The sequence below is a fragment of the Pseudomonas sp. A125 genome, assembly GCF_055409485.1.
In genome coordinates this window covers 77,882-101,631 of record NZ_JBUZVP010000010.1, presented here as the reverse complement: position 1 = coordinate 101,631, position 23,750 = coordinate 77,882, and the positions used below count along the sequence as shown (strand labels likewise).

The following is a 23,750-nucleotide window of genomic DNA, read 5'->3' as shown; positions in this document are numbered from 1 at the left end:
GGGAAACACCTCATTGGGATGTAAGCAAAGGCGGGCGGCGCAGCAAGCCGTGCACCGGACCGAAGACCACAGACAGCAGGTAAAAGCCGCCAGCCACCAGCACAATGGCCGGGCCGCTGGGCAGCGAGTAGTAGAACGACAACAACAAGCCAAGCCACACCGACAGGCATCCCAGCACCGCTGATATGGCGATCAACACCGGCAGGCGCCGGCTCCAGAAACGTGAAGCAATCGCCGGCAACATCATCAAGCCGACCACCATCAAGGCGCCGATGGCCTGGAAGCCGATCACCAGGTTCAGCACCACCAGTGTCAAAAACAGACCGTGGGCCAGTGGGCCGAGACGGCTGACGGTTTGCAGGAACAGCGGGTCGAGGGTGTCCAGCAGCAGTGGTTTGTAGATCACCACCATGGCGATCAGGCTGAAGCCCGAGACCCAGAGCATCCCGGTAAGGGTCGGGCCGTCTACCGCCAGCGCCGAGCCGAACAACAGGTGCAGCAGGTCCAGGCGCTTGCCGGCGAGGCCAAGGATCAGCACCCCGCTGGCCAGGGAGATCGGGTAGATAGCCGCGAGGCTCGCGTCTTCCTTCAGTCCCGTGCGGCGGGTGATCCAGGCGGCGAGGCCGGCCATGCTCAGGCCCGCGCCCAGGCCACCGATGGTCAGCGCGGGCAGGCTCAGGCCGGCAAACCAGAAGCCCAGGGCGGCGCCGGGCAGGATGCCATGGGACACCGCGTCACCGATCAGGCTCATGCGGCGCAGAATCAGGAATACCCCCAGCGGCGCAGTGCTGCACGCCAATACCAGCCCGCCGATAAGCGCGCGGCGCATAAAAACAAAGTCGAGAAACGGCATCCACAGGTGGGCAGCGAAGTGCATCAGGCCACCTGCATTTGCGGCTGCGGGCGAATCAGTTCTTTGCTTGAACCGAACACGCAGCCGCTGCTTTTGATCTGCACCACTTGCTGGGTGTGCTGGCGTACGGAGCCGAGGTCATGGCACACCACGACCACCGTGCGGCCCGCGTCGTGCCAAGCGTGGATATGTTTCCAGCACAGCGCCTGGCCATCTTCGTCGAGGGCGGCGTGGGGCTCATCCAGCAACAATATCGGCGACTCGGCCAGGCTCATGCGGGCGAGCAGGGCGCGTTGCAACTCGCCACCGGACAAGGCCATCAACGGTCGATGTTCCAGGCCGCTGAGGCACCAGTCTTCGAGTACGGCGCCCAGGCGTTCGGTGCGTTGTTGCGGGGTTTGCTTGCTGCCCCAGAAGCCGGCGGCCACCAACTCTTCGAGGTTGATGGGGAACTGACGGTCGAGGTTCTGTTGCTGGGGCAGGAACGACAGGCCGCCGCGGCGTGGAACATCGAGGGTCACCTTGCCGGCCAGCGGTTTCTGCAGGCCAGCGATAACTTTGAGCAGGCTGCTTTTGCCGGTGCCGTTGGCGCCGATAATGCCGGTGAGGCTGCCTTTTTCCAGGGTGAAATCGATAGCGGGGGTCAGGGGTTGGCCGGGGGCGCCCCAGCGCAACGCGGTGCAGGTGATCATTCGGAAGGTCTCGTCCAGCGGCTTTCGGCCACGGCATCGTGCGCGTGCAGGCTTTCGGCGTGGATCACTTTCAAGTGGAAGGCAATGACCGCATCCGAGCGTTTCAAGGCGAGGTTAAGGCGGCGAGCGGCGTCTTCGCAGAACATCAGGTTCTGCCCGTTGGCCAGGGCGAAGGCTTGTTCGTCCGCACGCTTTACGGCGGTTTGTACCGCGGTGCCGAGGGCGGCTTCGGTCTCGTCGATCAGTTGCGTCAGCGCCAGCGTTGGCTGATCGCCGTGCAGGCGGACCTGCAATAGCGCGCTGCTGCGTTGGCTGTGGGGCGTGGCGACGATGCCGTTGGCACTGCCCAGCCAGGTCAGCACATCTTCGTGTTGCAGCGGTGTGCCGCCGAAGTCTTCGATAAATTGCTGCTGAATCAATTGCCTGGCGAGGGCAGCCGAGCACGGGCAGGTTGAAGAGTAAGTAACGTCAATTTTTAGTTCCACGTGGAACATCTGGTTTTCCAGACGCGCTTCGATGCTCACCGGATAGCTTTTCCAGCCGGCCAAAGGGCTGACCAACGCCGGGCGTTTCAGCAGCAGATCCACATGAATCCGCAGGTAGGCATTTGTGGATAAACCTTCATGACTCTCGAGAAAACGTTGCAATACACTGCGCAGCAGTGCTGGCGTAAGCGGCTGCTGTTCAAGCATCTCCAGCGCCAGGTAAAGCCGCGACATATGAATGCCACGCGCCTCGCCGTCGTCCAGGCTGACGCCTGCATCAGCCGTGGCGCTAAGGCGCTGGCCGTCGATCTGAATGGGCAGGGCAATGCCGCACATGCCCACCCAATCGAGCGGCAAGGCTTGGCGTGAAGCCTGCGCGGCGATATCGGGCAGAGTCAGCGCGTTCATGAGCAGGTCCATCGTTGGAAATAAAAAGACATGTTATATTATTACTATTGAGTCGACGAAAGTTTTTCTGCTCTGTCTTTTATTCAGTCATGTCGAGTACGGAAGCTCCTTTATTTGCGGTGTAAGTCATGCACAGACGTCAACTCCTCAACCTGCTGCTGGCCAGCGCGGTGTTCACCCTGCCCTTGGACGTGTCTGCCGCGCAGATCCGCAATGCACGGCTGTGGCGTTCGGATAACAAGCTGCGGCTGGTGCTGGACCTCAGCGGCCCGGTGCAATACAAAACCTTCACCCTGACGTCGCCGGAGCGGCTGATCATCGATTTGAGCGGCGCGAAGCTGACTGGCGATTTCAGCCAACTGGCCCTGACCAACAGCGGCATTACCTCGATTCGCTCGGGGCACTTCGGCCAGGGTGATACACGGATCGTGCTGGACTTGAAGGCGCCGATGCAGCTCAACAGCTTCCTATTGCCGCCACAGGATGGGCAGGGTCACCGCCTGGTGCTGGACCTGACCAGCGCCACCCATGCGCCTCAACAAATCGCGGCAGCGCCGGCGGCCTTGGCTGCACCCTTGGCGGCACCGGTGGACAGGGCGCATCCGAAACGCGACATCATCGTGGTGGTCGACCCTGGCCATGGCGGCAAGGACCCTGGCGCGATCGGCTCAAAGGGCCAGCGCGAAAAAGACGTGGTGCTGTCCATCGCCCAACTGCTGGCCAAGCGCCTGAAGCGCGAGAAGGGCTTTGATGTGAAGCTGGTGCGCAACGACGACTTCTTCGTGCCGCTGCGCAAACGCGTGGATATCGCCCGCCAGCACAAGGCCGACATGTTTATCTCGGTACACGCCGACGCGGCGCCACGGCTGACGGCGTCCGGCGCCTCTGTCTATGCGTTGTCCGAAGGCGGCGCCACGTCCGCCACCGCGCGGTTCATGGCACAGCGGGAAAACGGCGCGGACCTGTTGGGCGCCACCACCTTGCTCAACCTCAAGGACAAGGACCCGATGCTCGCCGGGGTGATTCTCGACATGTCGATGAACGCCACCATTGCCTCCAGCCTGCAGCTGGGCAGCTCGGTGTTGGGCAGCCTGCAAAGCATCACCACGCTGCATCAAAAACGCGTGGAGCAGGCCGGCTTTGCGGTACTCAAGTCGCCGGACGTGCCGTCGATCCTGGTGGAAACCGGGTTTATCTCCAACACCCAGGACGCCCAGCGGCTGGTCACCGCGCGTCATCAACAAGCGGTGGCAGACGGTTTATTTGAAGGGCTCAAAAGCTACTTCCAGAAGAACCCGCCGATGAACAGCTACATGGCCTGGGTTCAGGAACAGAAAACCGGCCAGGTCTAACAGCCGGTAATCCGGCTACAGGTGAACTTGGCGCTGGCACCACCGGAACTGGAAAACCGGTTGAGGGTGGTCCAGCCCACTCGCCGCGTGTAGCCCACCCACGCTTCACCGTCGGACGCCAACCCGGTAAAGAATGTCAGCTGCCCGTAGCGGCTGTTGGTCTGTGCCCAATAGCGTTTGCCGACCACCTCGAAACCCCGCAAATACGTGGTGCTGCCTGCCGTCGCGACGCTGTAGGCATTGCCCTGCGCGTCGACGCACGCCAGCAGGTTGGCGCTGCGCGTGCAGTTTGCCAGCAGGCTGGGCACTTGGGCGTTGGCCTGGCTCGCCACTAGCAGCAACACACCGCACAACAGGTATTTCATAGAGGCTCTCGGGGCGTTATTCGGCTGCCAGCATTGCGCCCTTCGTCGTCACGAGCAAGGGGGATTGGCTTATTTGCATTGTTATACTATAACATTAAAAAACAGCCTGACCCGTGAACTACCTCCGATGACCGAACAAGACCTTCTCGCCCAACCGTCCGCCGACTACATGAGTGAAACCCAGCAAGCCTTCTTCCGCGAGCTGCTGCTGGCCCAGCGCAACGAGCTGCAAGCGCGTATCGACGCTGAATTCATGGTGCTGCGCGAACAGGAACCCAACAGCGACCCCGCTGATGTGGGCAGCGCCGAAGAACAGCGCCAATGGCAACTGCGCCTGCTGGAGCGCGAAAAGAAGCTGTTGGACAAGATCGACGAAGCCCTGGAACACCTGGCCCGCGGTGAATACGGCTGGTGCCGTGAAACCTGCGAACCCATCGGCCTCAAGCGCCTGCTGCTGCGCCCCACGGCCACCCTGTGTATCGAAGCCAAAGAACGTGAAGAGCTGCGCGAACGCCATCAACGGGCGATTTGACCGGCCAACCCTGATGAGGAATACCTGATGCCCAATCGTCTCCCCGTTACTGTGCTGTCCGGATTCCTCGGCGCTGGCAAAAGCACGCTGCTCAACTACGTCCTGCGCAACCGCGAAAACCTGCGGGTGGCGGTGATCGTCAACGACATGAGCGAGATCAACATTGATGGCAGTGAGGTCCAGCGCGACGTCACCCTCAATCGTTCCGAAGAAAAACTGGTGGAAATGAGCAACGGCTGCATCTGCTGCACGCTGCGTGAAGACTTGCTGGATGAGGTCGGAAAGCTCGCCAAGGAAGGTCGGTTTGATTACCTGTTGATCGAATCCACCGGCATTTCCGAACCGCTGCCGGTGGCCGAAACCTTCACCTTTCGCGACGAAGACGGCCAGAGCCTGGCGGACATCGCCCGGCTCGACACCATGGTCACCGTGGTCGACGGCATGAACTTCTTGCTCGACTACCAAGCCGCTGAAAGCCTGGCTTCACGGGGCGAAACCCTGGGTGAAGAGGACGAGCGCTCGATCACCGACCTGCTGATCGAGCAGATCGAATTCGCCGACGTGATCCTGATCAGCAAGATCGACCTGATCAGCAGCAGCGAGCGTGAGGAGTTGATGGCGATCCTTGAGCGCCTGAATTCCCAGGCGGAAATCATTCCGATGGTCATGGGTGAAATACCGCTGGCGAAGATCCTCAACACCGGCCGTTTCGACTTCGAGCGTGCTTCCCAGGCCCCCGGCTGGTTGCAGGAGTTGCGCGGCGAGCACGTGCCGGAAACTGAAGAATACGGTATCGCGTCCACGGCTTATCGCGCCCGTCGCCCGTTCCATCCACAGCGCTTTTTCGACTTTATCGACCGGCCTTGGGTGAATGGAAAACTGCTGCGCTCCAAGGGCTTTTTCTGGCTGGCCAGTAAACATCAGGACGCCGGTAGCTGGTCGCAGGCAGGCGGCCTGATGCGCCATGGGTTTGCTGGGCGCTGGTGGCGCTTCGTGCCGAAAACCCAATGGCCGCAGGACGAGGAAGGCGTCGCCGCGATCATGAACAACTGGCAACTGACCACCGGCGATTGCCGCCAGGAACTGGTGTTTATCGGGCAGAACATCGACTTCGCGCAGATGACTGCCGAGTTGGATGCCTGCTTGCTCACTGATGATGAAATGGCCACCGGCGTCGAAGGCTGGCGCTTGTTGGCTGATCCTTTTGGCCCTTGGTTCGAAGAGGCAGCCTGATGCTGGCACCGACACTGAAATTGCGCCCGGTGATTCGCCAGGTCCACGGCGAAGCCCCGGCTGTGCTCACCGATATCCTTGAAGACGGGGTAAACCTTGCCGTGTGGCAGCGCCAGTTACCGCTGCACATCGCCGAGTTCGGCGCGTTGCTGGTGGCGCTCAATGAGCCGTTGGCCGAGTCGCTGGTGGTTGAACTGAACAGCGAAGATGCCGAGCCAAACTTGCAGGATTTCGCCTCAGGTTGCCGCGATCTTGAAGGCTACGAAGGCTTTATCGCCGATGTCTCGTGGCTGGTCAGCGCCTTTGCCTGTTTGCTGGGCGCCAAGCGCATCGGCGTACGTTTACGGCTGTTGGACAAGGCCATGTGCCCGCGTTTTCACGTGGACCGTGTGCCGGTGCGGCTGATCACCACCTACGCCGGCATCGGCAGCCAGTGGTTGCGTGAAGGCGTGATGGAGCGGCGGCACCTGAGCCTGGCGAGCGCGGAGCCGGATGAACGCATTGAGCAAATCCACTGCGGTGAGGTGGCTTTGCTCAAGGGCGAAAAATGGCACGGCAACGAAGGCTTTGGCTTGATCCACCGCTCGCCGCAACTGCAAACCGAGCAGCGACGGTTGATTCTGACGCTGGATTGGTTGGCGTAACCGGGTAGGATCAAGCCTCTCTACACGGTCTGAATGATGCCCAGCATGCTGCAGAACATCCCCACCCATGTGATTGCCGGGCCATTGGGCGCCGGCAAGACCAGCCTGATCAAAAACCTGCTGGCCCAACGCCCGGCCAACGAGCGCTGGGCGGTGTTGATCAATGAGTTCGGGCAGATTGGCCTGGACGCAGCGTTGCTGACCCGTGATGACGACGGTATCGCCCTCGGTGAAGTGGCGGGTGGCTGCCTGTGTTGCGTCAACGGGGCGCCGTTCCAGGTAGGGCTGGGCCGTTTGTTGCGCAAGGCCAAGCCCGACCGGGTGTTTATCGAGCCATCCGGGTTGGGGCATCCGGCCCAACTGCTCAAGCAACTGCGGCAAGCGCCCTGGCAGCAGGTGCTGGCGGTGCAGCCGTGCGTGCTGGTGCTCGACGCCCAGGCGTTGGCGGTGGGCAGGCCGTTACCGGTGGCCCAGCGCGAAGTATTGGCCAGCGCCGGGCTGCTGGTATTGAACAAGCAGGAAGCGCTGAGTGACGCACAGCGCGTGGCGGTTGAAGCACAATTGCCCGAGCGGCCTATCTACTGGACGCAGCAGGCGCAACTGCCGTTGGCGCAGTTACCGGGCTTGAACGCTCAAGCCGTAGCGGCTGTGGATAACGCCGAGGTGCCCAGGGGCGTGGGGCAAATGCCGGCGATCTGGACGGATCCGACAACGCCGATCTGTCTCAGTCAGGGCCAGGAGGATGGCTGGAGCATTGGCTGGCGCTGGCACCCAAGCCAAGCATTCGACCGGCAGCACCTGCAACAATGGCTGGAGACGTTGCACTGGCGGCGGGCGAAACTGGTTATCCACAGCCTGGACGGCTGGTTGTCGGCCAACGCTGTGGATAACAGCGCTTTGGCCTGGCAGCCCAGCGAATGGCGTCGGGATTCGCGTATCGAATTGATCTTCAGTGAAGCGCAGGATGTGGCGCAGTTGCAGCGTGCGTTAGCCGCTTGTCGTCAGTGACGGGTCTTGCTGCTGCCATGCTCCTGGCGCCACTGGCTTAACTCGATGATCTCGGCGCTGGGCAGCGGCGTCTTGATCTCGAACGGGTAGGGCGCCAACTCGATTTGCGCGCTGTGGGCGCCGAATTGGGTGATGGTCCCCGGGTGCCGCGTTTCGCCGGTCACGGTGAATTCAAAGTTGTAGATCCGTGCCAGGCGCCGGCGACCGCTGGCATCTTTTACAAAACCGATGCGCTTCAACGCCACCGCGCCATCGAGCAGCTCGATGTCGAGCTTGGCGCAGTGCTGCTTGACCCGTTCCAGCGCCCGCTCGCGCAGGCCGTGGTTGTGCCACAGCCAGGCGGCACCGGTCGCCAGCAGCATCAGCACGAAGATATTTCCGAGGGTCAGCATTCGATGAGCTCCAACAAAGTAAGGCCAGCTTAACTGCGTCTCCGGCCTGTCGTACAGGCCGCGTTTAGTCGCATACTGCGCAGCCAGAATTTCAACCGCTTTACGGAAATCCCCTGCATGAAACGTACGCCCCATCTGCTTGCGATCCAGTCTCATGTGGTCTTTGGCCACGCCGGAAACAGCGCCGCCGTGTTCCCCATGCAACGGGTCGGGGTGAACGTGTGGCCGCTCAACACGGTGCAGTTCTCCAACCACACTCAGTATGGTCAGTGGGCGGGAGAAGTGTTGGCGCCGCGGCAAATTCCTGCGCTGGTGGAAGGCATCGCGGCGATCGGTGAGCTGGGCAACTGTGACGCGGTGCTGTCGGGTTACCTGGGCAGCGCCGCCCAGGGCCGGGCGATCCTGACCGGCGTGGCGCGGATCAAGGCGATCAACCCCAAGGCCCTGTACCTGTGCGACCCGGTGATGGGCCATCCGGAAAAGGGCTGCATCGTGCCCCAGGAAGTCAGCGACTTCCTGCTGGACGAAGCAGCGGCCATGGCCGACTTCCTGTGCCCCAACCAGCTGGAGCTGGACAGCTTTGCCGGGCGCAAGCCGCAGTCGCTGTTCGATTGCCTGGGCATGGCCCGTGCGTTGCTGGCCCGGGGCCCGAAAGCAGTGTTGGTCAAGCACCTGGATTACCCCGGCAAACTGCCGGACGGCTTCGAGATGCTATTGGTAACGGCCGACGGCAGCTGGCACCTGCGCCGGCCGTTGCTGGCGTTCCCGCGCCAGCCGGTGGGCGTGGGTGACTTGACCTCAGGCTTGTTCCTGGCGCGGGTATTGTTGGGCGACAGCCTGGTAGCAGCCTTTGAGTTCACCGCTGCAGCGGTGCACGAAGTGCTGCTGGAAACCCAAGCGTGCGCCAGCTATGAGCTGGAACTGGTGCGAGCCCAGGACCGGATTGCCCATCCACGGGTTCGCTTTGAGGCAACGCCGATAGGGCTGTAGGCAAATTCCTGATTGAGCGAGGCTAAGGGCGTCCGGTACCATCGGCCGTCTTTTTGCCCTCTGCGCCCCTCAAGGAAGAACCATGTCGCTATCCCTATTCCCTTCGGCACGCGCCTTCACTGCGCTGGCGCTGGCTTCCCTGCTCGGCGGTTGCGCCCAAGGCACCTACACCGATTCGACCGAGCCTGACGCGGCGAAGTTGCGGTTCATTTCCAACACCTCGAACACCACCGTCGATATTTATGATGAGCAGCACTGCAAGGGCCAGACCACTGGCATGCTCAACAACATCTTGATGGTCGACACCAAGCGCCGGGTAGACATGCTCGTGCCGCCGCCGGCCAAGGCCCGTGGGCTGCTGGAGTTCAAGCTGGAGCCGGGCAAAAAAACCATGCTGATGATCAACACCATCGGCGGCGCGTCCGTCTGCGGCAAGGCGTTCAGCTTCACGCCCAAGGCGGGTGAGGAATATGAAGTGACCTTCAACGCGGTACAGGGCGGTTGCTCCACACTGTTTCAACGCCTTTCACGGTTTGACGGCAAGGACGTGCGTATCCCGCAACCCCTGTTCGAAACCGGGATGCCGGCGTGCCAAGGCCAAAGCCCGATATTCGGTAAGGCGATACCTGAGACCCCGCAGCGCAAGGTGTTGATCGAGCGTATCGTCGAATCCCGCGTGCAGTCGGTGATCGCCACCGAAGCGGCCAGCCCGGACCGCCCGCAGACCTCGCCTCAAGAACTTGATGCATTGATCGTCAAGCGCAAGGCGGCAATGGGAGCGTTTAGCTTGCCAGAGGACTACTGGGCCCAGTATCGGCAGAACTATGCACTGTCCAATCAAGAAGCGGCCGGTCGCCAGGCGCGGGCGCTGGGGCTGTACAAGGATGTGTACAGCTTGCGCTTGGGCGGTACCGAAGATGCGACCCTGGAGCAGTGGATGCAGCCTGAGGACAGCGCCATAAAAGAGCTGGTGAAGGCGAACGATACGCTGATGGACAAGTATTACGCGGATGCCAAAAAAAGCGTGATGCTTGACGAGGTCAATCACCATCTTGAGCGTATGGCGCAGTTGGATCAGCGCTTTGGTGTATGTGCACATTTTGACAAGTGCTGGCGCTACTAAGAACACCTTAGAGCCAATGTGTGTGCGGGCTTGCTCGCGAAAGCGGTGGCCAGTCAATATATTCGTTACTGACATACCGTATTCGCGGGCAAGCCCGCTCCCACACAAGCCCGCTCCAACATTTTGACTGGGTTTACAGCTGGGGACCTAGGGAGCTTCGGCCTTGATTTCCTGGTAGCGCTTCTCCAGCTCCTGGCGAATCTGCCGGCGTTGCTGGGCCTGCACAAACCGGCGCTTGTCTTCGCTGTTCTGCGGTTGCAGCGGCGGCACGGCGGCTGGCTTGCGCTGGTCATCCACCGCGACCATGGTGAAGAAGCAGCTATTGGTATGGCGCACCGAGCGCTCGCGAATATTTTCGGTCACCACTTTGATCCCCACTTCCATCGACGTGTTGCCGGTGTAGTTGACCGAGGCCAGGAAGGTCACCAGTTCGCCGACATGGATCGGCTCGCGAAAAATTACCTGGTCCACCGACAAGGTCACCACATAGCGGCCGGCATAACGGCTGGCGCAGGCGTAGGCCACTTCGTCGAGGTACTTGAGCAACGTGCCGCCGTGCACATTGCCTGAGAAGTTGGCCATGTCAGGGGTCATCAATACTGTCATCGACAGCTGGGTGTTTCCGGGTTCCATAGCACACTCACGGGTTGTAGGCATTGGGTGGGGAGGCACCTCTGCGGGTGCTGGAATCTTTGCAGAGCCATTCATAACGGGACGCTGGGGCCTGGCTTGCCGTCACGCCAGGGGCGATCTGTTTCCATATATTGCACCGGCTTTCTGCCGCAAGTCGCGGTGTTACCCTTCAAAAACCCCTCTCATGGGTAATTCTTACGATCAAGGCAGACTTTTCTTTCCGTTCATTGCGACCTTTCGGGGCCAGTGCGTGGAAATGGGAAAAGCGCCAGTACCCCTCAAGGAGCCCCTCGCCATGCACGCCATCAGCTTTATCCAGGACCTGGCCGTGATCATGCTGGTGGCCGGGGTGGTGACGATCCTGTTCCATCGGCTCAAGCAGCCGGTGGTGTTGGGGTACATCGTCGCCGGCTTCATCATCGGCCCGCACACCCCACCGTTTGGCTTGATCCACGACGAAGACACGATCAAGACCCTGGCCGAGCTTGGGGTGATCTTCCTGATGTTCTGCCTGGGCCTGGAGTTCAGCCTGCGCAAGCTGTTCAAGGTCGGCGCCACGGCGTTTATTGCGGCGTTCCTGGAGATCATCCTGATGATCTGGATCGGCTACGAAATCGGCCGCTGGTTCGACTGGAACACCATGGACTCGCTGTTCTTGGGCGCCATCCTGGCGATTTCCTCGACCACCATCATCGTCAAGGCGCTCAATGACCTGAAGATGAAAAACCAGCGGTTTGCCCAGTTGATCTTTGGCGTGTTGATCGTCGAAGACATCCTCGGCATCGGCATTATCGCCTTGCTGTCTAGCATCGCTGTCAGCGGCACGGTCAGCTCCGGCGAGGTGTTCTCCACGGTCGGCAAGCTCTCGTTGTTCATGATCGTCGCGCTGGTGATCGGGATTTTGCTGGTGCCGCGTTTGCTGGAGTACGTGGCCAAGTTCGAAAGCAACGAGATGCTGCTGATCACCGTGCTGGGCCTGTGTTTCGGCTTCTGCCTGCTGGTGGTCAAGCTGGAATACAGCATGGTGCTGGGCGCGTTCCTGATCGGCGCAATCATGGCCGAATCCCGACAGTTGCTGAAGATTGAGCGCTTGATCGAACCGGTTCGCGACATGTTCAGTGCGATCTTCTTCGTGGCAATTGGCCTGATGATCGACCCGCAGATCCTCCTGCAATACGCCTGGCCAATTGCGGTAATTACCGTGGCGGTGGTGCTGGGCAAGATGCTGTCCTGTGGCCTGGGAGCGTTTATCGCCGGTAACGATGGTCGCACTTCGTTGCGGGTGGGGATGGGTCTGTCACAGATTGGCGAGTTTTCATTCATCATCGCCGCGCTGGGCATGACGTTGCAGGTCACCAGTGACTTCCTGTACCCGGTGGCGGTGGCGGTTTCAGCGATCACCACGTTGCTCACGCCGTATCTGATTCGTGGCGCCGACCCGCTGTCACTGAAGATAGCCGCAGTGATGCCCAAGCGCATGAGCCGGGTGTTCGGGATGTATGGCGAGTGGCTGCGCAGTATTCAGCCGCAAGGCGAGGGCGCGATGCTGGCGTCGATGATCCGCAAGATCATTTTGCAGGTGGGGGTGAACCTGGCGCTGGTGGTGGCGATCTTCTTTGCCGGCAGTTTTTTCGCGGCGCGCATTGGCGGTTATCTGCAAGGCTGGGTCAGTGACCCGAGCTGGCAGAAGGCATTGATCTGGGGTGGTGCGTTGTTGCTGTCGCTGCCGTTTTTGATTGCGGCGTACCGCAAGCTCAAGGCGCTGTCGATGCTGTTGGCGGAGATGAGCGTGAAGCCGGAAATGGCCGGGCGGCATACCCAGCGCGTGCGCCGGGTGATCGCCGAAGTGATCCCGATTCTGTCGCTGCTGGTGATTTTCCTGCTATTGGCAGCCTTGTCGGCCAGCATCCTGCCGACCAACAAGTTGCTGGTGCTGATCGCCGTGGTGACGGCGGCAGTGGCCGCGGTGCTCTGGCGCTGGTTCATCCGCGTGCATACGCGGATGCAGGTCGCCTTGCTGGAGACTCTGGATAACCATAAGGACACGCCGGGGCACTGAGTGGGCCCGGCGGGGGGCTGCTTCGCAGCCCGGCGCGAGCAAGCTCGCTCACTACAGGTAACGGGTCTTAGCTTTCCAGCCAGACGTCCCGTGCCCAGTGCCACACCGATTCCCAGGTTTCTTCGGTGACCAGTTCTTCTTCGCCGGACCACAGCACCACGGTGCCGTCTTCTTCGACGCAGTAGTAGTCGTCGCCGTCCTGGCAGATCGGGATCATGCTGCGGTCAACACCGGCGTCCCAGGCGTTGGCGGCAACGTCTGGCAGGTAGGTGTGGGACTGTGGGTCGGTGACGGTCACCGGCTCCAGGCTGCCGTAGACCACATCGCTGACGGTCAACAGGAATTCACGGAAGACGAACGGGATATCGATGAACAGTTGTTCCTCGATTTCCACCAGTTGGTCTTCGTCAGGCAGCTCCAGAGGAACCGGTACCGGTTCGTTGGCTTCACGCAATTGTTCGATAACTTCTTCCACGGCCGGGATCCTCTTGCTAGATGGCGCGGTTTATAGGGGCGTTTTATACAGTAGCTCGCTATAAGTGCAACCGTGAAATAGAAAACCCCGGACAAGTCCGGGGTTTTTGTTACAGCGCACTCAAAGCGTGCAGGGATCAGCCGTTCTGGCGGATACCGGCGACCAGCCAAGGCTGGTTGTCGCCCTGTGGACGTTCCATGTTCCAGCTTTCGCTGAACACTTCGCCCTGGTCGAAACGCGAGGTTTTCGACACGCCGCTGAAGGTCAGGGTGGCAATGGTCTTGTCGGCGCGGTCATCCACACCTTCAAGCTGCACTTTCAGGTCTTCGATGTAGGTCGACTGGAAGCCGTCACCCAGGTCAGCACGTTCGCGCTTGAGGAACTCAAGCAGCTGCGGGGTCACGAACTCGGCGATCTTGTCCATTTCGTTGGCGTCCCAGTGTTGCTGCAGGGACTGGAAGTGGCTGCGGGCCGCTTCGACGAAACGTTCTTCGTTGAACCAGGCTGGCGCGTTGATCACCGGGCGAGCGGCGGCAGGTGCGGCCGAACCACCGAACATCGAGTTCAGGGCAGGCTTTTGCTCGAACACTTCACGCTGCATCGGCGCGCCGGCTGGAGCCATGTGCTCCTGCTGCTTGCGGCGACGGGCGGCAATAAAGCGGAAGATCAGGAAGGCGATGACCGCCATGATCAGGATGTCGAAGAACTGCATGCCCTGGAAGCCGCCGCCCATGAACATGGACGCGAGCAGGCCACCGGCCGCGATACCGGCCAGAGGGCCCAGCCAGCGCGAAGCACCGCCAGCCTTGGCAGCAGCGCCTGCGGCACCGGCAGCGCCAGCGGTCGCAGCTGCGCCGCCCATGCCGCCGCCGGATGGGGCCATTTGGCTGGTCTGGTGGCTCGGCGCCGAACCCATGGATTTGCCGCCACCGAAGCGCTTGGCGTTGGCGTCGAGGCTCATCGTCAGGCCGATGCACAACGCCATGGCGATGCTAAGAAAACGTTTCATAAAGGGAATTCCCATTTGTGGATTGCACGCGCGCCATGTTGCACAGGTGTGATGTCAGTGGCTAGCGGCAGAGTGTTTCGGGCTTTTGCGTAGGGCCAGTACCGAATCGTCTGTAGGACTTATTACAGATATTGGCCCCACCGCTGCCAAATACAAGGGCGGGGCAACATCCTTCATGTTCTACAGTTGTTTCAGATTGCTTCGAGCTTGGCGTAGCCCATCATCAGCCACTTGCTGCCTTCGGCGAAGTTCACCTGCACCCGGGCCTGGGCACCGGCGCCTTCGAAGTTGAGGATCACACCTTCGCCGAAGATCGCATGCTTGACCTGCTGGCCAAGGCTGAACGGCGTCTCGGGGATTTCCGAACCGGCAAACATGCTGCTGGAGTTCTGCTGCTGGCCGCCGCCGAACGGTCGGCTGACGCTGTTGGACAGGCGCACTTCCTGAATCAGCCCTTTCGGCACCTCGCGTACGAAGCGCGACACCTTGTTGTAGGTCTCGCTGCCGTACAGGCGTCGGGTTTCGGCATAGGTCATCACCAGGTTCTGCATGGCCCGGGTGATGCCTACATAGGCCAGGCGGCGTTCCTCTTCGAGGCGGCCGGGCTCTTCCAGGCTCATCTTGTGAGGGAACAAGCCTTCTTCCATGCCCACCAGGAACACGTACGGGAATTCCAGGCCCTTGGCGCTGTGCAAGGTCATCAGCTGGATGCTGTCTTCATGCTCGTCGGCCTGGGTGTCGCCGGCTTCCAAAGACGCGTGGCCGAGGAATGCCGCCAGTGGCGTCAGGTCTTCGTCTTCTTCGTTGTTTTCGAACGCACGCGCGGCGCTGACCAGCTCCTCAAGGTTTTCTACCCGGGCCTGGCCTTTTTCGCCTTTTTCCGCTTCGTGGTACGCGATCAGGCCGGACTGCTCGATCACGGTCTGGGTCATCAGGTGCAGGGGCATCTCCATGCACTTGGCGGCCAGGTTCTCGATCAGCTCGACAAACCCGCCCAGGGCGCCGGCTGCACGGCCGGTCAGGCCCTTGTTGGCGATCAGCAGGCGCATCGCTTCCCACATCGACACATCGCTGTGGCGCGCGTGGTCGCGAATCGCCTCGACAGTCTTTTCACCAATGCCACGGGCCGGCACGTTGATCACCCGCTCCAGCGCCGCATCGTTGCCGCGACCTTCCAGCAAGCGCAGGTAGGCCATGGCGTTCTTGATTTCGGCGCGTTCGAAGAAGCGCTGGCCGCCATAGATGCGGTACGGAATGCGCTCGCGCAGCAAGGCTTCTTCCAATACCCGCGATTGGGCGTTGGAGCGGTAAAGAATCGCGATATCGCTGCGGGCCAGGCCGGTTTTCAGGGCGCTTTCAATGGTTTCCACCACGTAGCGCGCTTCATCGTGCTCGTTGAAGGCGGCGTACAGGTTGATCGCCTCGCCTTCGCCGCCGTCGGTCCACAGTTCTTTGCCCAGGCGCCCGGTGTTGTTGGCGATCAAGGCGTTGGCGGCCTTGAGGATCCCGGCAGTGGAGCGGTAGTTCTGCTCCAGGCGGATGGTTTCGGCGTCTGGGAAATCGTCGCTGTACTGGTAGATGTTCTCGATTTTCGCGCCGCGCCAGCCGTAGATCGACTGGTCGTCATCGCCCACCACCATCAGGCTGTCGCCGCCTTTGGCCAGCAGGCGCAACCAGGCGTACTGCACGGCGTTGGTGTCCTGGAATTCGTCCACCAGGAGGTGGCGGAAACGTTTCTGGTAGTGCGCCAGCAAGCCCGGGTTGTCGCGCCACAGGTCGAGGGCGCGCAGCAGCAGCTCGGAGAAGTCGATGACGCCGGCGCGCTGGCAGGCCGCTTCATAGGCTTCATAAATGCTGCGCATGGTGGCCAGGAACAGGTCGCCGCTGGCCTGGATATGTTGCGGGCGCAGGCCTTCATCTTTCTGGCCATTGATAAACCACTGGGCCTGGCGGACCGGCCAGCGTTGTTCATCCAGGCCCAGCTCGCGGATCACCCGCTTGACCAGCCGTTGCTGGTCGTCGCTGTCGAGAATCTGGAAGGTCTGGGCCAGGCCGGCTTCCTGCCAATGGGCCCGCAACAGGCGGTGCGCCAGGCCGTGGAAGGTGCCCACCCACATGCCGGCCGGGCTGATACCCATCAACTGCTCGATGCGATGGCGCATCTCGGCAGCGGCCTTGTTGGTGAAGGTCACCGACAGGATGGAATGAGGTGAAGCGTTCTCAACCTGGATCAACCAGGCGATACGGTGCACCAGCACTCGGGTTTTACCGGAGCCAGCACCGGCCAGGACCAACTGACGGCCAACGGGGGCGGCTACGGCCTGGCGTTGGGCATCGTTGAGGGAGTTCAGCAAAAGGGAGAGATCATCGCGCATCGGCGCATTCTAGGGTGCCCGGGGGAGTCGGGCAAATGCCAATGCCGGATGGTCACGGGAAAATTTCAGCCAGGATATTTGATAAGCCGCAAATCTGTTCACGGTGATGACCGGTCGGTCAAGCGCTGCAGCCCGCGCCCCGTCTCACTCAAGCTGTCTGGCTCCAAGGTTTGCGGGCAATTATTGCAATATTTTTATGACGTGGAGCAGTTTGGCCCAGGCACTTGCTTGTGTATGCTCCGTGCACGTTTCGGGCTCACCATTATAAGAACACTGCCTATGACCCTTAGCATCGACCTGGCTGGCCCTTCGTTGGCGCCGGCGCAGGTTATCCGCAAACAGTACGCCATGGAAATGGCGGTCGAGCGCACGCGCCTGCTTTACCAGGGCTCCCTGCTGCCTACCTTGTTAATGCTGGTGAACGGACTGGTCTGCGCCTGGTTGCTCTGGAGCCCGCCGCGTTATCTGCTGGACAGTATCTGGCTGGTGTGGCTGCTGGCGCTGGTAGCCTTGCGAGTGATTCAGGTGGCGGCGTTTGACTCGGCGATGCCGAGCCGCCAGGCGCAGCCGATCTGGCGGCGCATGTTCATGCTCGGCTCGGCGGTCAGTGGCCTGACGTTGGCCAGCGCCGCCATTGCCCTGGTGCCGGTAGACAGTTTTGCGCAACAGGCCTGGGTATTCGGCCTGCTGGGTGCGGCGACCTTGTCCGCCAGCGTTGCCTACGCCGTCAGCCTGCCGGCGTTCCTGTCGTTTGCCGTGCCCTGCCTGGTGCCGGCCATCCTCTATTTATTCTGGAGCGGCGACCCGCAGCAGCAGGGTTGGGGCTTTTTGGGCCTGATTTTGCTGGCATCCCTGAGCCTGGTGGCGTGGCAGGTCAATCGCCTGATTCAACGCGGGTTGCTGCGGCGCTTCCAGAACCAGGCGCTGATCGAGCATTTGCAGCAAGCGCAGCAGCGCAGCGCCCAGCTTAACCAGGAGCTGGTGCGCGAAGTGGAGCAGCGGCGCCAGGTCGAGCGGGAACTGCGCGAAGCGCAGATCGGCCTGCAACACCGCGTCGATCAGCGCAGCCAGGAGCTTGATGCCGCCAGCCTGGCCCTGAGCAAAAGCGAAGCGCGCCTGGCGATGGCATTGCAGGCCAGCGAGTTGGGCCTGTGGGACTGGAACCTGCAAACCGACGAGGTCCACCACACCCAACTCAAGGAGTTGTTTGGCCTTGAGCCGGAATACGTCACGGCGATGCTCAGTCATCTGAAGCCGCGGTTGCACCCGGACGACTTGCCGCTGCTCAAGCGCGCGCTGGTGGAGCACCTTAAAGGCCGCAGCGAGGACTACCTGGTGGAATACCGGGTGCGCCATGGCGCTGGCCATTGGGTGTGGATTCAGGACCGTGGCCGCGCCGTGGAGCGCTCGCCAAGTGGGCGTGTTACGCGGATGCTCGGCACCCGCCGGGATATCAGTGCGGGCAAAGTGCTGGAGGAGCAGCAACGACTGGCATCGACGGTATTCGAGGCGGCCAGCGAAGGCATTGTGATCCTGGACCCGGGCTACGTGCTGGTAGCGGTCAACCAGGCGTTCAGCCGCGTCACCGGCTTCGACATTGACGACATGATCGGCCGTAATGTCGTCGAGCTGCCCAGCAGCCGCGACGCACGGCGCCACTTTCCGGTGATCCGTCAGGCGCTTCTCAGCCACGGCACCTGGCAGGGCGAGCTGGTGGAAACCCGCAAGAACGGTGAACTGTACCCACAATGGCTGCAATTGAATGTGGTGCGCGATATTCGGGGAAACGTAAGCCATATCGTGGGCTTCTTCGCTGATTTGTCCGCGCGGCGCGAATCCGAGGAGCGCATGCGCTACCTCACGCATTACGACGAATTGACCGGTCTGGCCAACCGCTCGCTGTTCCGCGAACGCCTGCGCGAAGCCCATCAACGGGTACGCCAGGGCGGCCGCAGCCTGGCCCTGCTGCACATCAACCTGGACCGTTTCAAGTTGCTCAACGACAGCCTCGGCCATGAAGTGGCCGACCAGTTATTGCAGAAGATGGCCCGCCGCCTGATCAATGCGCTGCCCGAGGCCGACACCATTGCGCGCCTGTCGGGGGATGAATTTGCCGTGTTGTTCGACGCCTACGGCAACCTGTCGAGCCTGGCGCGGGTGGCCACGCGGCTGCTGGCCAAGTTGCGGGTGCCGGTGACGGTGGAGGGGCACGAGCTGGTGGTCAGCGCCTCGATGGGCGTCAGCTTGCTGCCCGACAATGCGCGGGAAATATCCGCACTGGTCAGCCAGTCGAACATGGCCATGCAGCACGCCAAGCATCTGGGCGGCAACAACTTCCAGTTCTATACCGACAGCCTGCAAGCCAGCACCCTGGAGCGTTTGCAGCTGGAGAACCACCTGCGCAAGGCGATTGAAGAGCGCCAGCTCACGGTGTTCTACCAACCCAAGCTGTGCCTGGCCAATGGCAAGCTGAATGCCGCCGAGGCGTTGATACGCTGGGAACATCCGCAGTGGGGCATGGTGCCGCCCGGTGACTTTATCGGGCTGGCCGAAGAAACCGGCTTGATCGTGCCGCTGGGTGAGTTCGTGTTGCGCCAGGCGTGCTGGCAAGCCTGTGAATGGCAGCGCCAGGGGCTGGAGCCGATTCGTGTGTCGGTCAACCTGTCGGTGCACCAGTTGCGCCAGGGCAAGCTGGTCAGCCTGGTGCGCCAGGTGCTGGAAGAAACCGGTCTGGACCCGCAGTACCTGGAACTGGAGCTGACCGAAAGCCAACTGCTGGACAGTGTCGAGCACATCATTTTGACCTTCCAGCAACTGCGCGACCTGGGGGTGAAGCTGGCCATCGATGATTTCGGCACCGGCTACTCGTCCCTCAGCTACCTCAAGCGCATCCCTGTGGATTACGTGAAGATCGACCAGACCTTTATCCGTGGCCTCGGCCAGGGCCGCGAAGATGCCTCGATCACCCGCGCAATCATCGCCATGGCCCACGGGCTGTCGCTCAAGGTGGTGGCCGAGGGCGTGGAAGATCAGCAGCAGCTGGATTTCCTGCGGGCCGAACACTGCGACGAGGTGCAGGGCTATTTGATCAGTCGGCCGATGGAAGCGGATGGCCTGGCGGATTTGTTACGAAAAAATGCAGATATTCCGTAGTTGAGCCCAAGCCGCTCGCGGGGCTACATCGAGCCTGCCCGCTGATTCAGCGGGCAGCAGCGTGATTAAGTGATGCATCGAACGGGCAAATCGGTAATTCTTGTAGTATAACTACAAGCTTGCTACATCCCTGGCGTCTGCCAATAACAAGAGTCCAGCCCTTTGAACCTGTTGCAACATATCGCCCAGTCGCGCCACCTGTTACGCAAATCGGAACTCAAGGTTGCCGATCACGTGCTGCTTGACCCTGCGGCTGTGATGCACAGTTCCATGGCCGACCTGGCCCACAGCGTGGGCATCAGCGAGCCGACCATCGTGCGCTTCTGCCGCGCCATTGGTTGCTCCGGGTTCCAGGACTTGAAGCTCAAGCTGGCCCAGAGCCTGGCAGCGGGTGCGAGCTTTGGCCAGTTTGCGATTCACGAAGACGATTCCGTCGCCGACTACAGCCTGAAAATTTTCGACACCACCCTGCACACCCTGATGGAAGTGCGGGAAAAGCTTGACCCGGTGGAGCTGCAAAAAGCCGTGACCGCCATGTCCCAGGCCCAGCGCGTGGAGTTCTACGGTTTCGGTGCGTCGGGCGCGGTGGCGGCGGACGCCCAGCACAAGTTCTTCCGTTTGCTGCTGACCGCGGCGGCCTATAGCGACCCGCACATGCAGGCGATGTCGGCGGTGACGTTGAAGCCCAGCGACGTAGCCATCTGCATTTCCCAGTCCGGCCGCTCCAAGGACCTGCTGATCACCGCCAACCTGGTGCGTGAAAGCGGCGCAACCCTGATTACCCTGTGCCCCAGCCAAACGCCATTGGCGGAGCTGTCGACCGTCAACCTGGCGATCGATGTGCACGAAGACACCGAGATCTACACCCCGCTGACCTCGCGTATCGCCCACCTGGTGGTGATCGACGTGCTGGCCATGGGCGTGGCCATGGCGCGCGGCCCGAGCCTGGTCAACCACCTCAAGAGCGTCAAGCGCAGCTTGCGCAGCCTTCGGTTGTCGCCCAAGTCGGTCAAGGCCCTCGACGACTGACTCACGGGCATACTCGGTCAAAATGTGGGAGCTGGCTTGCCTGCGATAGCGATCTGTCAGTTGCCATCTTCATTGGCTGATGCACTGTTATCGCAGGCAAGCCAGCTCCCACAGTTGATCGTGTTTGAGCCCCGCAAGATTCATCGTCCTGTCATCCCCGTGCCGCTAAACCGTCATTGCCCGAGCCCATCCTGAACTCCCCGTACTCGCATTGGGAGACTCGAAATGGCTCGGCAATACGAAGAAAGCAACAGCACCGTCAAGACCCGTCGCCAACAGGAAGACCAGCGCCGCATGGCCTTCCGTCGTGCAATTGAAGACCGTTGCGACCAGCGTCAATTGCAACAGAGCATCAGTGACTACCCGGAACTCCACTGGCAGGCACCCGCGGCTGCCCAGCGAAGCGTTCAGCCAGCGCGCTGATCTGTAGCCGCTCGCTGCGGATAAAGCCCAGGAATGCATGGGCCACCGGTGACAGGCGCTTGGCCTTGGCCTGCACCAGGCACCAGCTGCGGTACAGCGGCAGTTCTTCCACCGGCAGTTCCTTGAGCCCGCCGGTGGCCAGCTCCAGGTTGACCGCGTGGCGCGTCAGCAACGCCACGCCCAGCCCGGCGGTTACGCACTCGCGCTGGGCCTCGGCAGAAGACACTTCCACCGTCTGGGTGAAGTGCACGCGTTTCTCCTTGAAGTACTCCTCGCAGGCCATCCGCGTTCCGGAACCCGGCTCGCGCAACAGCAGCGTATAGGGCTCCAGGTCCTGCAAGCGCAACGGCCCCTGATGGCTCAACGGATGATCGTGGGGCGCTACCGCGACAATCGGGTTGTTCAGGAATGGCAGGAATTCCAGGCCCATGTCCTGGGGCACCATGGACATGATCACCAGGTCGTCGCGGTTGTCCGAAAGCCGGCGAATCACCTGGGCACGGTTGACCACCGTCAGGTGCAGGTTGACCTCCGGGTGCTGGCGCTTGAAGGCGGCAAACAGGTGGGGCACGAAGTACTTGGCGCTGGATTCCACCGCCAGTTTCAGCTGGCCTTGCAGCGAGCCCTGCATGTCGGAGAGCTGCATGTCGAGGTTTTCCAGGCGCCCGAAGATGTCCCGGCTGGCCCGTTGAAGCGCTTCGGCCGCTTCAGTCATATAGAGCTTTTTGCCGACGTAGTCGAACAGCGGCTGGCCCAGCAGCTCTTCGAGCTGCTTGATTTGTAGGCTAACAGCCGGCTGCGTGAGAGACATTTCCTCAGCTGCACGGCTGTAGGAACGCAAATCACAGACTTCATTGAAAATCTGCAACTGACGCAATGTCATACGCATCAATGACTTACGCATTATTCGAAGACTCCCGCCGACCACCGTTGCGAGGACTATAAGTCTTTACTTATACACAACCCAATTATTATTGATTTTTGTTAATCCCTGCAGGGGCATAGTGTGTGTCTCGCGACTGGCTTGAAACATTTAGTCACGCGCCGACCCGGTTCAGGGTCGAAGTAGGTAGCAATCGGCTCAAGGGAATTTCCAAGTGATAAAAAAGATCCTGATCGCCAACCGTGGTGAGATTGCCGTACGTATCGTGCGTGCCTGCGCCGAGATGGGCATTCGTTCGGTCGCGGTCTATTCCGATGCCGATCGCCATGCGCTGCATGTAAAGCGCGCAGATGAAGCCCACAGCATCGGTGCCGAGCCATTGGCCGGTTACCTGAACCCGCGCAAGCTGGTGAACCTGGCGGTGGAGACCGGTTGCGATGCGCTGCACCCCGGCTACGGCTTCCTCTCGGAAAACGCCGAACTGGCGGACATTTGCGCCGAACGTGGAATCAAATTCATCGGCCCGTCGGCAGAAGTGATTCGCCGCATGGGCGACAAGACCGAAGCTCGCCGCAGCATGATCAAGGCCGGCGTGCCGGTCACTCCCGGCACCGAAGGCAACGTTGCCGACATCGCCGAAGCCCTGACCGAAGGCGAACGCATTGGTTACCCGGTGATGCTCAAGGCCACCTCCGGTGGCGGCGGTCGCGGCATTCGTCGCTGCAACAGCCGTGAAGAACTCGAACAAGCCTTCCCCCGTGTTATCTCCGAGGCCACCAAGGCCTTCGGTTCGGCGGAAGTGTTCCTGGAAAAATGCATCGTCAATCCCAAGCACATCGAGGCGCAGATCCTCGGTGACAGCTTTGGCAACGTGGTGCATTTGTTCGAGCGCGATTGCTCGATCCAGCGTCGTAACCAGAAGCTGATCGAAATCGCCCCAAGCCCCCAGTTGACCCCTGAACAGCGCGCCTATATTGGCGACCTGTCGGTGCGCGCAGCCAAGGCCGTGGGCTACGAGAACGCCGGCACCGTGGAGTTCCTGCTCGCCGAGGGCGAGGTGTACTTCATGGAGATGAACACCCGGGTGCAGGTGGAACACACCATCACCGAAGAAATCACCGGCATCGACATCGTGCGTGAGCAGATCCGCATCGCGTCGGGCCTGCCATTGTCGGTCAAGCAGGAAGACATCCAGCACCGTGGTTTTGCGTTGCAGTTCCGCATCAACGCCGAAGACCCGAAGAACAACTTCCTCCCAAGCTTTGGCAAGATCACCCGTTACTACGCGCCCGGCGGTCCCGGCGTGCGTACCGACACGGCGATCTACACCGGCTACACCATCCCGCCGTTCTACGACTCGATGTGCCTGAAGCTGGTGGTGTGGGCGTTGACCTGGGAAGAAGCCATGGACCGCGGCCTGCGCGCCCTGGACGACATGCGCCTGCAAGGCGTGAAGACCACCGCCGCCTATTACCAGGAAATTCTGCGTAACCCGGAGTTTCGCAGCGGCCAGTTCAACACCAGTTTCGTGGAAAGCCATCCAGAGCTGACCAACTACTCGATCAAGCGCAAACCCGAAGAGCTGGCCCTGGCCATCGCCGCCGCCATCGCCGCCCACGCAGGCCTGTGAGGAA

General features: G+C 61.2%; 22 protein-coding genes. 12 read left to right on the top strand and 10 right to left on the bottom strand.

The annotated features are described in order from the left end of the window. Positions 1–10 precede the first annotated feature (10 nt). From ACZRN6_RS15635 to folE2, 3 genes are read right to left on the bottom strand one after another with little or no spacing between them, the layout of a single operon-like run. Positions 11–877 carry a metal ABC transporter permease gene (locus tag ACZRN6_RS15635; RefSeq protein WP_322148468.1) on the bottom strand — a complete coding sequence of 289 codons (867 nt, stop codon included), beginning with the start codon at positions 875–877 and terminating at the stop codon, positions 11–13. Beyond that, positions 877–1,545, bottom strand: coding sequence for a metal ABC transporter ATP-binding protein (locus ACZRN6_RS15630; protein ID WP_322148467.1), 669 nt, complete (start codon positions 1,543–1,545; stop codon positions 877–879). Before ACZRN6_RS15630 ends, ACZRN6_RS15635 begins: the two co-directional genes overlap by 1 nt. Beyond that, entirely contained in the window at positions 1,542–2,438 is an 897-nt protein-coding gene (gene folE2, locus ACZRN6_RS15625; RefSeq protein WP_322148466.1) for a GTP cyclohydrolase FolE2, read from the bottom strand. The genes ACZRN6_RS15630 and folE2 overlap by 4 nt, the downstream gene beginning before the upstream one ends. 128 nt (positions 2,439–2,566) lie before the next feature. Between folE2 and ACZRN6_RS15620 the strand changes: the two genes are divergently transcribed. Continuing rightward, entirely contained in the window at positions 2,567–3,790 is a 1,224-nt protein-coding gene (locus tag ACZRN6_RS15620) for an N-acetylmuramoyl-L-alanine amidase (protein WP_464008359.1), read from the top strand. Here the strand turns inward: ACZRN6_RS15620 and ACZRN6_RS15615 are convergent. Next, complete coding sequence (locus ACZRN6_RS15615) at positions 3,787–4,155, bottom strand: glutamine synthetase (RefSeq protein ID WP_464008358.1); 369 nt, start codon at positions 4,153–4,155, stop codon at positions 3,787–3,789. The genes ACZRN6_RS15620 and ACZRN6_RS15615 overlap by 4 nt on opposite strands. Before the next feature lie 127 nt (positions 4,156–4,282). On the opposite strand from ACZRN6_RS15615, the gene dksA reads away from it, so the two are divergent. From dksA to ACZRN6_RS15595, 4 genes are read left to right on the top strand one after another with little or no spacing between them, the layout of a single operon-like run. Beyond that, positions 4,283–4,687 (top strand): RNA polymerase-binding protein DksA, encoded by a 405-nt coding sequence (dksA, locus tag ACZRN6_RS15610; RefSeq protein ID WP_464008357.1) that lies wholly within the window; start codon positions 4,283–4,285, stop codon positions 4,685–4,687. Between the two features lie 27 nt (positions 4,688–4,714). Further along, positions 4,715–5,920 carry a zinc metallochaperone GTPase ZigA gene (gene zigA, locus ACZRN6_RS15605; RefSeq protein WP_464008356.1) on the top strand — a complete coding sequence of 402 codons (1,206 nt, stop codon included), beginning with the start codon at positions 4,715–4,717 and terminating at the stop codon, positions 5,918–5,920. Further along, on the top strand, positions 5,920–6,564 hold the full coding sequence (locus tag ACZRN6_RS15600; RefSeq protein WP_464008355.1) for a DUF1826 domain-containing protein: 645 nt from the start codon (positions 5,920–5,922) through the stop codon (positions 6,562–6,564). Before zigA ends, ACZRN6_RS15600 begins: the two co-directional genes overlap by 1 nt. Positions 6,565–6,609: 45 nt before the next feature. Next, complete coding sequence (locus ACZRN6_RS15595; RefSeq protein ID WP_464008354.1) at positions 6,610–7,572, top strand: CobW family GTP-binding protein; 963 nt, start codon at positions 6,610–6,612, stop codon at positions 7,570–7,572. Here the strand turns inward: ACZRN6_RS15595 and ACZRN6_RS15590 are convergent. Then, positions 7,566–7,964, bottom strand: a complete 399-nt coding sequence (locus ACZRN6_RS15590) for a DUF3301 domain-containing protein (RefSeq protein ID WP_017476780.1) — start codon at positions 7,962–7,964, stop codon at positions 7,566–7,568. The two genes, ACZRN6_RS15595 and ACZRN6_RS15590, sit on opposite strands and share 7 nt — an antisense overlap. A gap of 117 nt (positions 7,965–8,081) precedes the next feature. On the opposite strand from ACZRN6_RS15590, the gene pdxY reads away from it, so the two are divergent. Beyond that, positions 8,082–8,954, top strand: a complete 873-nt coding sequence (gene pdxY, locus ACZRN6_RS15585; RefSeq protein WP_464008353.1) for a pyridoxal kinase PdxY — start codon at positions 8,082–8,084, stop codon at positions 8,952–8,954. An 82-nt stretch (positions 8,955–9,036) separates the two neighbouring features. Then, on the top strand, positions 9,037–10,077 hold the full coding sequence (locus ACZRN6_RS15580) for a hypothetical protein (RefSeq protein ID WP_464008352.1): 1,041 nt from the start codon (positions 9,037–9,039) through the stop codon (positions 10,075–10,077). A 147-nt stretch (positions 10,078–10,224) separates the two neighbouring features. Here ACZRN6_RS15580 and ACZRN6_RS15575 read toward each other — a convergent pair whose 3' ends face one another. Next, positions 10,225–10,710: an acyl-CoA thioesterase gene (locus ACZRN6_RS15575; protein ID WP_464008351.1), complete on the bottom strand. Its 486-nt coding sequence runs from the start codon at positions 10,708–10,710 to the stop codon at positions 10,225–10,227. 295 nt (positions 10,711–11,005) lie between these two features. Here ACZRN6_RS15575 and ACZRN6_RS15570 point away from each other — a divergent pair, with 295 nt between their 5' ends. Then, the gene (locus ACZRN6_RS15570) at positions 11,006–12,769 is read left to right on the top strand and encodes a cation:proton antiporter (protein WP_464008350.1); all 1,764 of its coding nucleotides are present in this window, start codon (positions 11,006–11,008) and stop codon (positions 12,767–12,769) included. A gap of 67 nt (positions 12,770–12,836) precedes the next feature. On the opposite strand, the gene ACZRN6_RS15565 is transcribed toward ACZRN6_RS15570, so the two are convergent. The 3 genes from ACZRN6_RS15565 to uvrD all read right to left on the bottom strand — a co-directional run bounded on the left by ACZRN6_RS15565 (position 12,837) and on the right by uvrD (position 16,628). Next, complete coding sequence (locus tag ACZRN6_RS15565; protein WP_003213456.1) at positions 12,837–13,244, bottom strand: SMI1/KNR4 family protein; 408 nt, start codon at positions 13,242–13,244, stop codon at positions 12,837–12,839. Positions 13,245–13,380: 136 nt separating this feature from the next. After that, on the bottom strand, positions 13,381–14,253 hold the full coding sequence (locus tag ACZRN6_RS15560) for a Tim44 domain-containing protein (RefSeq protein ID WP_177090096.1): 873 nt from the start codon (positions 14,251–14,253) through the stop codon (positions 13,381–13,383). Between the two features lie 191 nt (positions 14,254–14,444). Beyond that, a complete protein-coding gene (gene uvrD, locus ACZRN6_RS15555; RefSeq protein ID WP_464008349.1) occupies positions 14,445–16,628 on the bottom strand; it encodes a DNA helicase II in 2,184 nt (727 codons plus the stop codon). 279 nt (positions 16,629–16,907) lie between these two features. On the opposite strand from uvrD, the gene ACZRN6_RS15550 reads away from it, so the two are divergent. The 3 genes from ACZRN6_RS15550 to ACZRN6_RS15540 all read left to right on the top strand — a co-directional run bounded on the left by ACZRN6_RS15550 (position 16,908) and on the right by ACZRN6_RS15540 (position 21,233). Continuing rightward, a complete protein-coding gene (locus ACZRN6_RS15550; RefSeq protein ID WP_464008348.1) occupies positions 16,908–19,781 on the top strand; it encodes a putative bifunctional diguanylate cyclase/phosphodiesterase in 2,874 nt (957 codons plus the stop codon). A 162-nt stretch (positions 19,782–19,943) separates the two neighbouring features. Next, positions 19,944–20,810 carry a transcriptional regulator HexR gene (hexR, locus tag ACZRN6_RS15545; RefSeq protein ID WP_003213447.1) on the top strand — a complete coding sequence of 289 codons (867 nt, stop codon included), beginning with the start codon at positions 19,944–19,946 and terminating at the stop codon, positions 20,808–20,810. Positions 20,811–21,035: 225 nt separating this feature from the next. Then, a complete protein-coding gene (locus tag ACZRN6_RS15540; RefSeq protein ID WP_003213445.1) occupies positions 21,036–21,233 on the top strand; it encodes a PA3496 family putative envelope integrity protein in 198 nt (65 codons plus the stop codon). Here the strand turns inward: ACZRN6_RS15540 and ACZRN6_RS15535 are convergent. After that, positions 21,163–22,137, bottom strand: coding sequence for a LysR family transcriptional regulator (locus ACZRN6_RS15535; RefSeq protein WP_464008347.1), 975 nt, complete (start codon positions 22,135–22,137; stop codon positions 21,163–21,165). The genes ACZRN6_RS15540 and ACZRN6_RS15535 overlap by 71 nt on opposite strands. A 193-nt stretch (positions 22,138–22,330) precedes the next feature. On the opposite strand from ACZRN6_RS15535, the gene ACZRN6_RS15530 reads away from it, so the two are divergent. Continuing rightward, a complete protein-coding gene (locus ACZRN6_RS15530) occupies positions 22,331–23,746 on the top strand; it encodes an acetyl-CoA carboxylase biotin carboxylase subunit (RefSeq protein ID WP_322148450.1) in 1,416 nt (471 codons plus the stop codon). Positions 23,747–23,750: the final 4 nt, after the last annotated feature.

Bases quoted from the DNA above. Each gene is read 5' to 3' on its own strand.
- uvrD (WP_464008349.1), bottom strand. From the start codon at position 16,628: ATGCGCGATGATCTCTCCCTTTTGCTGAACTCCCTCAACGATGCCCAA.
- ACZRN6_RS15620 (WP_464008359.1), top strand. From the start codon at position 2,567: ATGCACAGACGTCAACTCCTCAACCTGCTGCTGGCCAGCGCGGTGTTC.
- ACZRN6_RS15600 (WP_464008355.1), top strand. From the start codon at position 5,920: ATGCTGGCACCGACACTGAAATTGCGCCCGGTGATTCGCCAGGTCCAC.
- ACZRN6_RS15595 (WP_464008354.1), top strand. From the start codon at position 6,610: ATGCTGCAGAACATCCCCACCCATGTGATTGCCGGGCCATTGGGCGCC.
- zigA (WP_464008356.1), top strand. From the start codon at position 4,715: ATGCCCAATCGTCTCCCCGTTACTGTGCTGTCCGGATTCCTCGGCGCT.
- ACZRN6_RS15575 (WP_464008351.1), bottom strand. From the start codon at position 10,710: ATGGAACCCGGAAACACCCAGCTGTCGATGACAGTATTGATGACCCCT.
- ACZRN6_RS15540 (WP_003213445.1), top strand. From the start codon at position 21,036: ATGGCTCGGCAATACGAAGAAAGCAACAGCACCGTCAAGACCCGTCGC.
- dksA (WP_464008357.1), top strand. From the start codon at position 4,283: ATGACCGAACAAGACCTTCTCGCCCAACCGTCCGCCGACTACATGAGT.
- folE2 (WP_322148466.1), bottom strand. From the start codon at position 2,438: ATGAACGCGCTGACTCTGCCCGATATCGCCGCGCAGGCTTCACGCCAA.
- ACZRN6_RS15550 (WP_464008348.1), top strand. From the start codon at position 16,908: ATGACCCTTAGCATCGACCTGGCTGGCCCTTCGTTGGCGCCGGCGCAG.
- ACZRN6_RS15580 (WP_464008352.1), top strand. From the start codon at position 9,037: ATGTCGCTATCCCTATTCCCTTCGGCACGCGCCTTCACTGCGCTGGCG.
- ACZRN6_RS15635 (WP_322148468.1), bottom strand. From the start codon at position 877: ATGCACTTCGCTGCCCACCTGTGGATGCCGTTTCTCGACTTTGTTTTT.
- ACZRN6_RS15560 (WP_177090096.1), bottom strand. From the start codon at position 14,253: ATGAAACGTTTTCTTAGCATCGCCATGGCGTTGTGCATCGGCCTGACG.
- ACZRN6_RS15590 (WP_017476780.1), bottom strand. From the start codon at position 7,964: ATGCTGACCCTCGGAAATATCTTCGTGCTGATGCTGCTGGCGACCGGT.
- pdxY (WP_464008353.1), top strand. From the start codon at position 8,082: ATGAAACGTACGCCCCATCTGCTTGCGATCCAGTCTCATGTGGTCTTT.
- ACZRN6_RS15615 (WP_464008358.1), bottom strand. From the start codon at position 4,155: ATGAAATACCTGTTGTGCGGTGTGTTGCTGCTAGTGGCGAGCCAGGCC.
- ACZRN6_RS15570 (WP_464008350.1), top strand. From the start codon at position 11,006: ATGCACGCCATCAGCTTTATCCAGGACCTGGCCGTGATCATGCTGGTG.
- ACZRN6_RS15630 (WP_322148467.1), bottom strand. From the start codon at position 1,545: ATGATCACCTGCACCGCGTTGCGCTGGGGCGCCCCCGGCCAACCCCTG.
- ACZRN6_RS15535 (WP_464008347.1), bottom strand. From the start codon at position 22,137: ATGCGTAAGTCATTGATGCGTATGACATTGCGTCAGTTGCAGATTTTC.